Source organism: Companilactobacillus allii (assembly GCF_001971585.1).
Lineage (GTDB): Bacteria > Bacillota > Bacilli > Lactobacillales > Lactobacillaceae > Companilactobacillus > Companilactobacillus allii.
In genome coordinates this window covers 1,832,972-1,847,490 of the sequence record NZ_CP019323.1, presented here as the reverse complement: position 1 = coordinate 1,847,490, position 14,519 = coordinate 1,832,972, and the positions used below count along the sequence as shown (strand labels likewise).

General features: G+C 34.3%; 17 protein-coding genes and 1 tRNA gene. 8 read left to right on the top strand and 10 right to left on the bottom strand.

Going from position 1 to position 14,519, the window contains the following annotated elements; translation table 11 throughout:
• Nucleotides 1–6: 6 nt before the first annotated feature.
• Nucleotides 7–651: an ERF family protein gene (locus tag BTM29_RS09075; protein ID WP_076616424.1), complete on the bottom strand. Its 645-nt coding sequence runs from the start codon at nt 649–651 to the stop codon at nt 7–9.
• A complete protein-coding gene (locus BTM29_RS09070) occupies nt 648–1,559 on the bottom strand; it encodes a DUF1351 domain-containing protein (RefSeq protein WP_076616420.1) in 912 nt (303 codons plus the stop codon). The genes BTM29_RS09075 and BTM29_RS09070 overlap by 4 nt, the downstream gene beginning before the upstream one ends.
• A 287-nt stretch (nt 1,560–1,846) precedes the next feature.
• Between BTM29_RS09070 and BTM29_RS09060 the strand changes: the two genes are divergently transcribed.
• Entirely contained in the window at nt 1,847–2,353 is a 507-nt protein-coding gene (locus tag BTM29_RS09060; RefSeq protein WP_076616414.1) for a hypothetical protein, read from the top strand.
• A gap of 139 nt (nt 2,354–2,492) precedes the next feature.
• Here the strand turns inward: BTM29_RS09060 and BTM29_RS12830 are convergent, their stop codons facing one another.
• The 4 genes from BTM29_RS12830 to BTM29_RS09045 are packed head-to-tail and all read right to left on the bottom strand — an operon-like array spanning nt 2,493 to nt 4,004.
• A complete protein-coding gene (locus BTM29_RS12830; RefSeq protein ID WP_157886447.1) occupies nt 2,493–2,666 on the bottom strand; it encodes a hypothetical protein in 174 nt (57 codons plus the stop codon).
• Nucleotides 2,660–2,992: a DUF771 domain-containing protein gene (locus BTM29_RS09055; RefSeq protein ID WP_076616411.1), complete on the bottom strand. Its 333-nt coding sequence runs from the start codon at nt 2,990–2,992 to the stop codon at nt 2,660–2,662. Before BTM29_RS09055 ends, BTM29_RS12830 begins: the two co-directional genes overlap by 7 nt.
• A gap of 3 nt (nt 2,993–2,995) precedes the next feature.
• Nucleotides 2,996–3,784 (bottom strand): phage antirepressor, encoded by a 789-nt coding sequence (locus tag BTM29_RS09050; RefSeq protein WP_076616408.1) that lies wholly within the window; start codon nt 3,782–3,784, stop codon nt 2,996–2,998.
• 10 nt (nt 3,785–3,794) lie between these two features.
• Complete coding sequence (locus BTM29_RS09045) at nt 3,795–4,004, bottom strand: helix-turn-helix domain-containing protein (RefSeq protein WP_076616406.1); 210 nt, start codon at nt 4,002–4,004, stop codon at nt 3,795–3,797.
• Nucleotides 4,005–4,261: 257 nt separating this feature from the next.
• Between BTM29_RS09045 and BTM29_RS09040 the strand changes: the two genes are divergently transcribed.
• From BTM29_RS09040 to BTM29_RS09020, 5 genes are all read left to right on the top strand, one after another.
• A complete protein-coding gene (locus tag BTM29_RS09040; protein ID WP_076616403.1) occupies nt 4,262–4,606 on the top strand; it encodes a helix-turn-helix domain-containing protein in 345 nt (114 codons plus the stop codon).
• Nucleotides 4,596–5,549, top strand: a complete 954-nt coding sequence (locus tag BTM29_RS09035; RefSeq protein WP_076616400.1) for a minor capsid protein — start codon at nt 4,596–4,598, stop codon at nt 5,547–5,549. The genes BTM29_RS09040 and BTM29_RS09035 overlap by 11 nt, the downstream gene beginning before the upstream one ends.
• A 2-nt stretch (nt 5,550–5,551) precedes the next feature.
• Nucleotides 5,552–5,980 (top strand): ImmA/IrrE family metallo-endopeptidase, encoded by a 429-nt coding sequence (locus BTM29_RS09030; protein ID WP_083685968.1) that lies wholly within the window; start codon nt 5,552–5,554, stop codon nt 5,978–5,980.
• A 56-nt stretch (nt 5,981–6,036) separates the two neighbouring features.
• On the top strand, nt 6,037–6,888 hold the full coding sequence (locus tag BTM29_RS09025; protein ID WP_076616397.1) for an SHOCT domain-containing protein: 852 nt from the start codon (nt 6,037–6,039) through the stop codon (nt 6,886–6,888).
• Between the two features lie 141 nt (nt 6,889–7,029).
• Nucleotides 7,030–8,151 (top strand): site-specific integrase, encoded by a 1,122-nt coding sequence (locus BTM29_RS09020; protein WP_076616394.1) that lies wholly within the window; start codon nt 7,030–7,032, stop codon nt 8,149–8,151.
• A 125-nt stretch (nt 8,152–8,276) separates the two neighbouring features.
• Here the strand turns inward: BTM29_RS09020 and BTM29_RS09015 are convergent.
• The 4 genes from BTM29_RS09015 to BTM29_RS09000 form a co-directional block, all read right to left on the bottom strand.
• Nucleotides 8,277–8,364, bottom strand: a tRNA-Ser gene (locus tag BTM29_RS09015).
• Nucleotides 8,365–8,398: 34 nt separating this feature from the next.
• Nucleotides 8,399–8,917, bottom strand: a complete 519-nt coding sequence (locus tag BTM29_RS09010; RefSeq protein ID WP_076616390.1) for an adenine phosphoribosyltransferase — start codon at nt 8,915–8,917, stop codon at nt 8,399–8,401.
• A gap of 21 nt (nt 8,918–8,938) precedes the next feature.
• Nucleotides 8,939–11,245, bottom strand: a complete 2,307-nt coding sequence (gene recJ, locus BTM29_RS09005) for a single-stranded-DNA-specific exonuclease RecJ (protein ID WP_076616387.1) — start codon at nt 11,243–11,245, stop codon at nt 8,939–8,941.
• 65 nt (nt 11,246–11,310) lie between these two features.
• Nucleotides 11,311–11,973 (bottom strand): class A sortase, encoded by a 663-nt coding sequence (locus BTM29_RS09000; protein WP_076616384.1) that lies wholly within the window; start codon nt 11,971–11,973, stop codon nt 11,311–11,313.
• Nucleotides 11,974–12,127: 154 nt separating this feature from the next.
• Between BTM29_RS09000 and galE the strand changes: the two genes are divergently transcribed.
• Entirely contained in the window at nt 12,128–13,117 is a 990-nt protein-coding gene (galE, locus tag BTM29_RS08995) for a UDP-glucose 4-epimerase GalE (protein WP_076616381.1), read from the top strand.
• A gap of 116 nt (nt 13,118–13,233) precedes the next feature.
• Nucleotides 13,234–14,373 (top strand): AI-2E family transporter, encoded by a 1,140-nt coding sequence (locus BTM29_RS08990; protein WP_076616378.1) that lies wholly within the window; start codon nt 13,234–13,236, stop codon nt 14,371–14,373.
• The last annotated feature ends 146 nt before the right edge of the window (nt 14,374–14,519 follow it).

Genomic DNA, 14,519 nt, shown 5'->3' with positions numbered 1-14,519 from the left:
CACTTCCTAAACCATTTGAGCTAATGCTTCATTGGCTTGATCAATCTGTTTATTTAAATCAACCAATATTTTATCTGCCATTTCGTTAGTTAAATTAGTAAAATCGGCATCCGGAAAATGTGAAATTAAAATATCTGTGATTTTTCTGTTAGTTGTGTCCATTATTTGTGACAGTTTTTCGATACGGTTGTTAAGTAATTTACGTTTATTTTCATTGGCAAAAATATCATGATTTGAATTACCATTTGATTCTTTATCAGATTCATCCTGATTAGATCCGCTTCCATCATTGTCATCTGCCCCGAGTCCAAAATAGCTCTGCAATTGGTAGCGTCTGAGATAGGTAATGGATTGTCCAAACATTTGAAGTTTATTCGTACTCCTATTACCTTCTAATTCAACAATCTGCATATTTGAAACAATCTTTTCTTCTTCATCGGTGATGATGTGCAATTCTAAATAATTATTTCCGGTGATCTTGTCTACATTCACAGGCTGTGAATATGTTGCTTCTTCCGGTAAAGAATCAGAAATAGCCTTCAATACATCATTCAATTTGGGATAAGAGCTGTTGAACATTGGATTTAGTCCATTTTTTTCGGGATTCCTAATGTTCTTTCTAATCTCTATAAGTGCTTCACTTATTTTCATAATTCCCCCTCCACCTCTGACAGACCATCGATAGTTTGAACATGTATTCCTTTTAATTCACTCAAAGCGTTATAAGCACTTATTAAGTCACCTTTGGAACCCGTCAAATGCATTGACCATTCAAACATTTGTGGTTTTGACTCAATCAATTCACCGGTTTCATCATCAATAACTACATCATTTACCTGACGTTGAGTGGCAGCTTTAATTGCTTTTTCAGATTCAAGTCTCTTTTTCTCTGCGATTTCTTTTAGTTTTCTGTCTTCAGCAAACTGATCAATTGCTTTAATAACATCGGTAGCATTGTATTCATCTGATAGTTGACTAACCCAGCCTGCAGCTTCAACACCAACGTACTTACAATGTTCTTCAACTAATTTTTTATTAGTTGCAATTAACTCTTTCTTCCGTTTAAGTGCATTAAAACCATCAGCAAAAATCTTAGTAAGCTTAATGTCTGTCATAGTCTTATTGGTCCAAGACTTCTCAAACTCAATATCATTAGGATCAATATCATATTCAGGAGCCATTTCATCAATAATATCTTGGACATGGTTCTTGCGTCCTTCACGTTGAGAATTCTCAAGCTTTTTAATCCCATTGTCGATGGGTACTAAAGACTGGTCAATAATTCCCTTGAAGTCTTTAACCCTATCCTCGAATGCCGACAAAGGTTCATTGTAACTAGCTTTAATTTCTTTGCGTTTGTCGTCCAGTCCTTTGTTTAAGGCATTAAGTTTAGCTCTGGTAGATTTAACACCTTTCAGATTATCTTCAGTAACAATTAATCCTTTGTACTTTAGAGAAATACTTTTTAATTCGTTCTTTAATCCTTCTTCGTTATTAATTTTGATTTCTGTTGGAGTATATGAAACTCCAAAATCTATATTTGCTAATTCATTAGCCATATTTTAATTGCCTTTCGTGTTATAATTTAAGTGTTAAATATTTTTGTATCTAGTCGCCTACCAATGACGTGGTTAGCGACTTTTTTATTTGGTTCATTTTATCTGCAGATTCAAGCAATTTTTTTACAGGATGATCTTTGCAAAATTCACACATTGCTTGTTGCCTGCCATACTCGACACATGAATCTTGAAACTGTGTTAGTGAAATTCTGACTAACCCTTTCAATACTTTGTTCATCGGATCACTTCCTTTGATATAATCTAAATAAATAGGAGTGAAATTTAAATTGAATGATTTTATAACCTTTCTTAAAGATGTACCACTTGCAACCTATGTATCATTACTTTCATTGCTAATAAGCTTTTCCCTCGCGCTCGAAAAATGGTTTTCATATCGGACAAAAATAGATATTAAGCAAGTTCAAATTGTTCAGTTATCTGATATCAGTTTCTTTATGCATTTTTACATAACTAACAAATCATCCCGAACACTGGGAATTTATGATCTAGTTCTAAATTCATTTCGATTTAACAAACACCATCACCGTTTCTCGAAAATCATCAAAGATCCAGACCGAAATGTTTGGACATCAGCTTTTCCAGTTAATGTAAGCCCCTGGGAACAGCAAGAGATACTTATAGAATTTGTAAATAAAGATAACGAACAACATATAAAAGATTTATTAAACAAAGATGGACTTGTTCAAATTAAAACCAATAGAAAAGCTGCATCATTTAAAATAGACTTAAAATCAGACTCTATAAAATTAAGGCAAGCAATGAAAGAATGGTAGACAGTGCCCATAATCCCCACCAAAATATTTCTCTTTTCCCCATAAATACACCTCCGGGTGTTTTTTTATTTACAATCATTCCAAAATTTAATAAACAAACCTGAAACAACTACAGCGATAACAAGTAAAAATAATCCCTTTAGAATTTCCATCTAATCAAACCTTTCAACTTTTGAATATCATCATCAGTAAAGTCAGTTAGACTCAAAATAATATTTTTAAGCGTTTTATATTTCATGAATAGATAACTAGTCATAGAACTAACAAGTGCTACTAAAAATGTCCAATTAATCAATGTTTCAAAGCTTACCATGGTAATTCCTCCCAATATTCATCTAAAAACTCTGCCATAGGACGTGCCTTAATTCTCCATGGACTACCTTTAACACCCTTGTGTACTATTTGATTCTTACGTTCCATCGCGCCCATTTGGAGGCTATATTTGGGATTGGAAATAATATTTTCTAATATCCAATCCCAGGATTTATTTCCACACCATTCACGCATATCAGCCTTTGTCCACGTTCTTCCTAATAACGACTGACCTTCATAGCCATGTGCATCCATTGAAACAACTTTCATTCCTTCGGGAATCTCAATTTTTAAAGGCTTAGTTGGAACTTCGATATATTGAGTCATAACCTACACCTCCAACGCTGTATCATTTTGCTCAATCAATGGAATTACATTTTTTTGTTTTAATAGTTCGTATAATCCAAGTCTTCCTTTTTGAGTCCATTTAGTTGTTACCTTTGCGTGTTCAGTTCCGTCGCTAGCAGTAACCATAAATGTTTCTGAATGCGTCCAACCTGTCTTTTGATATTTTGCATATAAAAACCAATTCTTACCTTGCTTAAATTGAACCCCTAATCCATGAAGTAACTTATTCATCTCACGAGCTCCCATACCGTAATCTTTAGCAATAGTTGTAATTGACACTAATGACGAATTAGATAAAACCTGATCATAATAAGTAGCCTTGGATTGTAACTCATTAACTCGCTGCTCAGCAATTAACCTACCTTCGCGTTCAAATTTTAATTGAGTGGCAAGCTTAATGATAAAATCCGGATCAGTTAATGTATTTTCAATTGCCTCATCAGTCAGATACGCACCGTGTTTTCTAATAGCTGGCAACACTTCTGATGTAACCCAACGTTGAAATTCTCTGGCATTTGGTAACTTGCTTGAAAGAATTAAGCTATATAAACCCGATTCATTGATAACCGTTGTATTTTGCTTTCTGCCTATGGCGTCCTGAATTGGGACGTCACATTTATCTTCATCATCTACATGATCTTGAATCGCCTTTCTGTTTCTGGAATATCCTAAAATATTGGCCACATCATTTCCTACAAAACACGGTTCATTTTCAATCTGTATTATTCGTACATTGTTTCCCTTAAAACTAAATTTCTCCACGTTATCCATTAACTTTCACCTAGCCTTCTATAAATAAAATCTTTTCAATTTTCTTTCTAAGTTCGCGAGATTTTGGAGTCATATCACCTTTAATGGCACGATTCAATTGTTGTGTACCTGTTCCAATCAACTTAGCTAGTTCCCGTTGTGTCATATTACGTTGGATTAGGGCAATCTTAATTTCACTTTCAATCTTACGTGCATAGCTTGCTAACTGTGCTTCTGGCATGTATTTACCTCCTTTACTGTTATTAATTCATCAAGTAGTTGTGTATTTCATTCCTATGGTGTAAAATATGGGCATAACAAATAAGCAAATGATTCCTCATGCTATCGTAATTCACTCGACAAAGTTGTCTACGATAACGCTTGTTTTTTGTTGCTTAATTACTTGATGAATTAATCATACCATAGGTGTAAAATAATGCAACATTTTTAACACCATAGGTGTAAATTCATCCTATTAATTTTAGGAGAAACACTACTATGACGGTATATGACAACATAAAAAAATATTCAAAAATCAGAGGCATGAGTCTTCAACAAGTTGCTGAGAAATCTGGGTTAAGCAAAAATATGATTTATCAATATAGAACTGGAAAGAACCCATCTTTGGAGACTCTGGATAAAATAGCTAACGTTTTAAAAGTTGATAGAAAAGATTTGCTCGACGATGATTCTAAAAAAGTGATTAGTACTACTAAAGAGATAGATGTAAAAGAAGCAATTGATAACGATGACGTAATAATGACATTTGAGGGTCGCCCTATCCCACCGGAAGATTTAGAATTAATGAAGCGACTTTTAAGAGGTGGTAGAAATGATCAATAAACTATTGGAAAAACTGCTAAGCAAATTATCCAGAAAAAAAGAAGTATCTCCATACATTAATCCCGATAGAGATATGAAAGAGTTTAAGAAAAAAGCAAAATCATTTCCATCAATGGAGCTTAACGATATATTCTTACAGCCCTTAGAAGAAAATCTATTAACTGGAGATATAATTCTTTTGGACTGGCTTAACAATAAAGATTATTTAGAGACACCTCCTTCCTATTTTGAATATGAGTTTGGAATTAATGCAATTGCCCATAAAGATTCACTGATTAAAAATAATCTGCTTAAATATTCATCACCATCAAATTCTCTTTCTGTATTAAAGGTTACAGAGCTGAAGAATATTCTTCGTAATAATTCATTAAAAGTATCCGGAAAAAAATCAGAATTAATCGGAAGAATCAAAGAAAATTTAGATGAAGATACTTACAGAAATCCAAATTTAAGAATACTAGAACTAACTAACACTGGATTTGATATTGTATCAAAATATAAAACTTTAATTTGGTCTCACAAAAATAAATCTAGTGACGGAATAATCAGCCCATTAAACGCATTATCACAATCTAAAGAGCAAATGATTTCGAGAGAAAAATTAGTTACCAGTGTTGGTTATACTAAGCACAAGAGCATGACACTGCTAGGCGGAGCTGATAATTATGAATTCACTGCAACACTAGATAAGAACACATGCACTAAATGTGGCCAAGCTGATGGAATCATATTTAAATCGGACGAATTAAACATGATTCCTCCTCTGCATGATGGTTGTCGTTGTGATATAACAACACGAGATATGGATGAATCCTTACTACCGATTTCCGAAAGATGGAGTCGTAACCCTGTAACAAACAAGAGTGAGATGATTCCTTATAAAAGCTATCCTGAGTGGCGCAACGACCTGATTCAACAATACGGAGAAAACATCTTTAACTAATTTTGATTGGATATGATTATATGATAAATGACATGACGTCTGCCTTAATGAATTTGGCATTTGATAATAACATAGCAGTAATTATGGAAGATAAGTTCTCACCTTACACACCTGCTGCAGTAGATACTAAAACAAAAGTCATAGTTATCAACAGCAACTGGCATATTCAAAATCAAATACCATTTCAACTTGCACATGAAATTGGACATGTATTAAATGACGATGGATCCAAAGCATGCCTGTATTTTTCACCCTCAAAATTTGGTATTGAAGGACATGCAAATAAGACTGCAATTCAATTATTGATACCATTATACTTTTCTAATATTGAATACATACATGCAAATACAGTAAGATTTATGGAAGCTTTTAACATACCACTTTACTTGGAAGATACTGTTATCGATGAAATTCAAAGTTATTATAGATAGCCATAGTCCAAATACTGACTGACTTTAAAAGCTGCTATAATTAGGGGATTTTTATTATGTCAAAACAATGTGTCATATGTGATAAAAAAATCAAACTTTGGGAGTCATCATATCAAATTGAAAATGGAAACATATGCAATGATTGCATGCCTGATGTTTCTATGGCTTTGGAATTCAGTAATCCACCAAAAATAATGGAATCATTAAAACTATCAAAAATGAATTCAGAAGATATTAAATCAAAATTATCTTATCTTAAAGAAAATCCACTAAAAGATGAAGAAATTATTACTGATGAAATTTCTGAAAAAGAGTCAGACGAACTAGATGAACAGCCCGATGATGTCTTTGACGTAAATCGTGCTGCAAGCGCTGATGGATTGTATGCTGACTTTACATCAAAGATTGTAATGACCCAATTGAAATTTGCATTTAAAACAACTGAAAAACTTTACTATTTTAAAGATATAACTGGATACAAGCCTATTGTCGAAGGACATGAAGTTAAAAAACATCACGGAATTGCTCGTGCAGCTACTGGAGGTATTCTCTTTGGAGGTGCTGGAGCAATTGTAGGAGCAATGACTGGTGGGAAACAGTACGATGTGATCACAAAAATTGCAATAACTGTATACCTATCATCAGGAGAAACTTTTGGAGCTACTTTCTTATCTGAAGAAAAGAAGCCAGATTCATGGATTGCGAGAGGTGCACAGCAGCAACTTGATTCATGGTGCAACATTCTTGATAGAATCATCAGTGACAATCAATCACAACCTACACAACAAGTTAACAATACTGAAGCTAGCAGTGCAGACGAAATAAGAAAATATAAAGAACTTTTTGATGACGGTATTATTTCACAAGAAGAATTCGACAAAAAGAAATCTGAATTATTAAATCTATAATTGTTAAGAAAATTAAATTAAAAAGTCATACCCCCTCACCGACCAAAGTTGTGGGATATGACTTAGACTAAACATATACTAAAGGGGATTATTGCACCCTTTTTAGCCCTTTAAGTATATCATATTGGAGGAAATCATATAATGGCATCGATAACAAAACGTGGTAAATCATGGCAGATTAGAACCAGTTATTTGGACATACATGGTAAACGTCATTTTAAATCAAAAGCGGGATTCAAAACTAAAAAAGAAGCTGAACTTTATATAAATGAGTTGAATAAAACCGCTAGTCAATCTGATGATATAGGCAGCACTATTTTTAAGGAATATTTTGACGATTGGGCCAAAACATATAGATTGCCAAATATTACCAAATTAACTGCTCAATGGTACACAAATACTAGTAAACAAATTGATAAATACTTTGGCATCCGAGACATTAAGGAAATAACTAGACGTGATTACCAAAGCTTCATTAATGCATATGGTAAGAATAGATCTAAGTCTTCCGTATCAAAACTTAATACTTTTATCAGATCATGTGTTCAAAATGCTGTTTACGAAGATATCATTCCAAAGGACTTTACAAAAAATATTATTATCACTTTTGACAAATCAAAAACACGCAAAGTTGATTATCTCAACCTTGATGAGATAAGAAGACTCACTCAATATTTAATATCTGGTCTCAACAGACACTTCACTTCTAGATATATGATTCTTACAGCACTTTATACCGGAGCTCGTCTCGGAGAAATCATGGCCTTAACTTGGGATGATATTAATTTCAATTTCAAAACCATAACTATTAGCAAAGCTTGGGATTATACAAACGGCGGTGGATTTAAATCAACTAAAAATGAATCGTCTAACCGTGTAATTCGTGTAAACTCAGAGTTTCTGAATATTTTAAAAGAATTAAAGAATAATAATTCCAATATTGTATTTCTTAATCAATACAATACAATTCCCAGTTCTAGCGCGGTCAATAAAACTCTAAAAAAATCATTAAAAACTCTTTCCATAAAGCGTGATGGATTTCATTTCCACAGTCTAAGACATTCCCACGTTGCATTTTTACTTGCAAACAATGTCGATATATATGCAATATCAAAAAGATTGGGCCATTCAAACTTGGGAACCACTACCAAAGTCTATGCATATCTAATTGATGAGTACAAAGCTAAAAGTGATGTAGTGATCGATAACAGCTTAGACACCCTAACCCAAGATGATACTTATACAGAGAGAATTGACCTTTAGTTACCGAGCTCTCACACCACACAGATAATGTCCATGACAAGCGAGCCATAGTAAAATAGTGTGCACATAATGTGCACACTATTTATATAAGTGCTGATATATCAGTGTTCTAGACGTGTTATTTAAGGAGAGTACAGGAATTGAACCTGCGCGCCGGTATGAACCGGTTCGCCGGATTTCGAGTCCGGTGCATTACCACTCTGCCAACTCTCCATAATAAAAGGCATGTGCCTTTATTATTATAATATTAATACTGCATCAATGTAAACATATCATAGCCTTTAATTTTATCACGGCCATGTAGATCTTTTAATTCAATCAAGAATGCAGTTCCAACAACTATACCACCAAGTTTTTCAACTAAATCAATAGTTGCGGCTAATGTACCACCAGTTGCCATCAAATCATCAACTACTAATACTTTTTGACCTGGTTTAACTGCATCCATTTGCATATAAAGTGAACTTTGTCCATATTCCAAATCGTAAGTAACAGATTCAGTTTCACGAGGCAACTTTCCCTTTTTACGTGCTGGGGCAAATCCAACGCCTAATTTATAGGCTACAGGGCACCCAACAATAAATCCACGAGCTTCGGGTCCAGCAATCATTTCTGCTCCACGACTCTTAGCATATTCAACTATTTCATCTGTGGCAGCGGCATATGCCTTACCGTCCAACATTAATGGTGAAATGTCACGAAATAGTACACCTGGTTCTGGAAAATCCGGAACATTAGCAACGTATTTCTTAAAATCAATATCCATCTTTTAATTTCTCCATTCAATCTAACTATGGCAAAAATCGCTTATCCAAGACAAGAGACTGTCAAAGTCGGATTCAATTAATATTTTTTCAACATCATTGCGTTGTAATCTCTTAAGATATGTTGGAGATTCAATCAATTCGCGTTGTTGTGAAGCATTAGCTTTTTCAACAAAGCCATCTACTATTTTAACAAAATCTAGCTCTAAAAACACTTTTAAATAGAAATCTATATCAGATTTTTTATATTGCAAATATTCTGCGACCAATTCCATCCCATCTGCTTTCACATTTTGATGAGTATATAGATACTTCAAGAAGTTCTTCATCGCTGACATATCAGGTCCTAAATAGCGACTAGTCAGGTCGGTATGGAAATATAATGCAACATGTTCAAAACTATTCTTACTTATAAATTCTTTAAATAAATCCAAATTATGTGGACGATCATATACCAATACATTTTGTCCACTAAAACTATCGTTGTACATAATCAACTTAACTTGTGGATGTGCTCGATTAGCAGCCTCATAATAAGTTTCATTGAAGAAGACTATTGCATCGAATTTATTCAAAATCGAACCAGATATTTGTTTATTTCGATAATCAATATATATATCACTCATCTGGTTAATTTTCATACCCTCAGCGGATGCCTGAAAATCATCCAACATCAACTGCAAGTTCTTACGTCCACGCCATTCATTGACTCCTAGCTCACCATAAACGTCACAAGCATTCGTATTTAAAGAATCAATCTTTGAATACATTCCAAAACCAATGGCACCGATTTTATGATTTTTGTCAACGACATCAGTCTTCAAATGAGTACCATCTTTACCGATTGATCTAGGCTCTGATAACGACACATTAGATAACTTAATTACTGGCTTAGGATTACCCATTCCAAACGGAGCTAATTGATCAATCTCTTTAATCAAATCAAAATTCAAATCACTAATATTAAGATTCAGATCATATAACTTAGTCATTGGACCAGTTGGATCAAAGTTTTGCTTTTCTGGTTCCGTTTGCAACAAAGGAACTAGTTTTTCTAATTCATCTTTACCGATTGAAAAGCCACAGGCTTGTGCATGTCCTCCAAAACCTGCAAATAATTCTTTATGAGCATTCAATGCATCAAATAAGTTGAATCCCTCAGGACTTCTACCAGAACCTTTGTACAATCCAGAATCCTCATCATATTGAAGAACCAGTGTTGGCTTATGTTCTTGTTCAACGGCCCTACTAGCAACGATTCCTAAAATACCTTGATGCCACTTATCACTTTTAAGAACCAAGACACCACTATTCTTTTGTTCCTTAATTTGTACCTGTGAATCATCAAAAGCAAAGGCGACTAAGTCTTGTCGTTTACTATTAATGTCTTCTGTTTCATCAACAATCTCTTTAGCAAACGATTCATCCCCAGTAGTCAACAATTCAACTCCTGAAGAAGCATTTGCTAAGCGTCCCAATGCATTGATTCTAGGAGCAACTTTGAAACCAATATCTTCTTCTGTCATTTGATTGATTTTAAGATCACACTTCTCGATCAATGCACTTAGACCAACATGCTTGTTGTCAGCCATGCGTTTCAAGCCCTCTGTAACAATGACACGGTTCTCACCTAATAGTGGCACAGAATCAGCAATAGTACCAATGGCGGCTATATCAATCAAATCTAAAGCATCATCACCAAGTAATGCATCAGCAATTTTGAATGCAACTCCAGCTCCAGAAAGATAAGGACACGTATACTCAAATCCTGGGATAGTTGGATGGACGATTGCGTCTGCTTCCGGCAATTCATCCGGTAAATCATGATGATCTGTAACAATGACTTTAATGCCACGATCCTTCAAATACTTAATCTGTTCTTTACCACTAACACCATTATCTACAGTAATAAGCAAATCAATATTCTGATCAGCCAAGAATTTATATACATCTAAGTTAGGACCGTATCCATCTTTGAAACGATCCGGAATATAAAATATCGGCTTCACACCTAATCTCTGCAGTGTCAATTTCATAATAGAAGTACTGGTAACACCATCAGCATCGTAATCTCCGTAGATGGCGATTTTACTTTCATTTTGAATGGCTTGATCAATAATATCTAATGCCTTATCCATGTCATGTAATCCAAACGGATCTTGTAAACCAGCAATATCAGTATGAATAAAGTCACCGATATCGGCCTTTTTTGTTAATCCTCTAGACATTAATAATTCACCAAGAATTTGGCTTACATCATTTTCAGATGAAAAATTTGAAATCTCTTCTTTAGTGGGATTTTTTCGTTTTTCCCAATTGATTAATACCACTACATCACCTACTAACTAAATCATTATAACAGTATTTCAAAAAAAAAAATAAGCCACAACATGACTTATTTAGAGAATACTGAAAGTGTCGCTTTATTTGCTGGAACACTACTTACTAATGTGGCTTGAATAGCCCAACGATTAGTACCACCGTCAGCACAAGTTATCAATGTTAAAAGTTTTTGACCTTTGGTATCATCTAACAAGTACACCGCGGTTGGTGGAACAATTTTTTTATAAAAAATCTTATAAGTATAAACTCGTTTCATATTGGTAATATATGCTTTATCACCAATTTGAGAATTTTCGAGTGGTGAGAACAAAGCACCCTTATTAGTCATATAATGACCGGCTAGTGCATAATTGTTTTGCCCCATTTTTTCGTCTTTTTTCATTGTACCGCCACCAGTTGAAAGAGAATCATCACTTAATCCCTTTACAATAGGAAGATACAAACCAACTGAAGGTACAGCCATTTTCCCAATTACCGCCGCATCATTGCTGACGGAAGCTTTAGCCACTTGTGTTGCCGTTAATGGTTTAACTTTTTGGAAATTAAATTCGCCATCTTTTTTTTCATTTTTTTTCACTTTAGAAGAGGTCAAAGATGACAAATGATAATCAGAAATACGACTAACTGCATATTCTTTAATCGGTTCATTAAAAATCAGAGCCAATGCTACTAATATTAATAACACAGTTCCAAATATAGAAAAGAATTTCTTCATATTCCTTCATTCCATTCAAGCATATTTTAATCCATAAAGATATATTAAAGCATAACACAGAAAATGTGAAATTTTTAAATTGAGCTTAACCTAATAAAACTATTCTATAATAATACGGTATAATAGAAAGTAAATCAAAATCGGAGGTAATTATATGAGTATTCTTGTACTTGGTGGTGCTGGCTATGTCGGTTCTCACACTGTAGATCATTTATGCAACATGGATTACGACGTTGTTGTAGCAGACAATTTAGCTACTGGCCATCGTGAAGCCGTGAACGACAAAGCAAAATTTTATCAAGGTGATATTCGTGACAAGGAATTCCTTATTAAGTTATTCCAAAACGAAGACATCACAGACGTTATTCATTTTGCGGCTTTTTCAGTTGTTCCTGAATCTATGAAAGACCCTCTAAAATACTTTGATAACAACACTTACGGTATGATTTCATTGCTAGAAGTAATGAAAGACTTTGGTGTTTCACATATCATCTTCTCTTCAACTGCCGCAACTTATGGTGAACCAAAGCACATTCCAATCAAGGAAACAGATCCTACAATTCCAACTAATCCATATGGTGAAAGTAAATTGGCCATGGAAAAGATCATGCATTGGTCAGATGTAGCTTATGGAATCAAGTTCGTTGCACTACGTTACTTCAACGTTGCTGGCGCAAAGTCTGACGGTACGATTGGTGAAGATCATAATCCTGAAACTCACTTGATCCCTGTTGTATTGCAAACTGCTGCAGGTCAACGTGATACGTTAACTATTTTTGGTGATGATTATGATACTAAAGATGGTACAAATGTTCGTGATTATGTGCACGTTGAAGATTTGGCCGAAGCTCATCGTTTAGCAATGGAGTATCTACGTTCTGGTAATGATAGCAATATCTTTAACTTAGGTTCTTCAAATGGCTTCTCAAATAAAGAGATACTAGAAGCTGCCCGTGAAGTTACCGGAAAAGAAATCCCAGCCAAGATGGGACCACGTCGTTTAGGCGACCCAAGTACATTGATTGCCGATTCAAGTAAAGCACGTGAAGTTTTGAATTGGAAACCTCAATATGATGATGTTCATACAGTTATCAAAGATGCTTGGAATTTTAAGACAAAACACATGAATGGTTACACAAAATAATATTTAATTATGTCAAAACGTGATTCCTTTATAGGTATCACGTTTTTTTCTAGTATGTCCATGTTCTTGAATGGTAAACTAATACTACTATTATCAATTATATGAGAGGAAAACATATGAAACTTACCAAACAAGAAATAATAAGATACAGTTCCCTAGTCGCCATATTTTTAGTGTTACTTGTATATCCCGGACAAATTTTAGGCCTGTTAAAAATAATTTATTCAATCTCATTACCACTTATCATAGGTGCAGCCTTGGCTTATTGTATAAATTTATTAAGTAGTATGCTAGAAAAACGCTTTTGGCCTAAGGCAAAGAATAAATTTGCAATCGGAACAAGGCGTCCTGTAGCTTTGTTGTTATCAATTGTGATAATAATCGCCATAATTGCTTGGGTATTACGTCTAGTACTACCTCAATTCATCACTGCAATTAGTAGTTTCTTTTCTAGTCTTCCGAATCTTTTGAATAACTTTAATAAATGGCTGAATAACTCCAATCAAGCAAGTCTCATCGCGTCCCAACTTAAGACAAGCCAGATCGATTGGGCAAGTATCCAATCCAAATTGATGAAATTCGTTTCTTCTGGCGTATCCGGAGTATTTTCTTCTTCTATAAATATTTTTGGTAGTTTATCAAAAGGACTCTTCAACTTCATACTTGCATTTACCTTTGCAATATATTTGGTAAGTGGTAAAGAAAAAATTGGTCAAGGAATTAATCGTGTACTGAACACATTTGTCCCCAAAAAAATTATGAAAAAAACATACTATGTAATTGGAGTAGCCGACAAAGCATTTTCTAGTTTCATAAGTGGCCAAGTTATCGAAGCTTTCATTCTTGGTACACTATGTGCATTGGGCATGTGGATTTTTAAATTTCCAAACGCTTTATCAATTGGTGCTCTAGTTGGTATAACAGCTCTAGTTCCAATGATCGGTGCCTGGATAGGTGGTGCTGTTGGATTTGTTCTTATAGCAGTCACTTCACCACTTCAAGGAATTTTGTTTGTTGTATATATCATCATCTTGCAACAACTTGAAAGTAATCTTATCTATCCACGTGTCGTTGGTGGTTCTATTGGATTACCAGGAATCTTTGTTCTTGCTGCCATTACTATTGGTAGTGGGGTTGCTGGCATCATTGGAATGTTACTCGGTGTTCCGATTGCCGCTACAATTTATCAATTAGTTAAAAATGCCACTTTAAATAAAGAAGCGAAATCAACTGTTGTAGTCAAAAAGAAATCGTAATAAACTTCGTTTCTACTCAAATTTACAGTGGAAACGTGTGGAAAAATGCAAATTTTCCTGTTTAATAAAAAAAAAATAAGTAGACATCCACTTACGTGAATATCTACTTATTTTGCATTATACTCAAAAATTGAACGCGTTTTTTC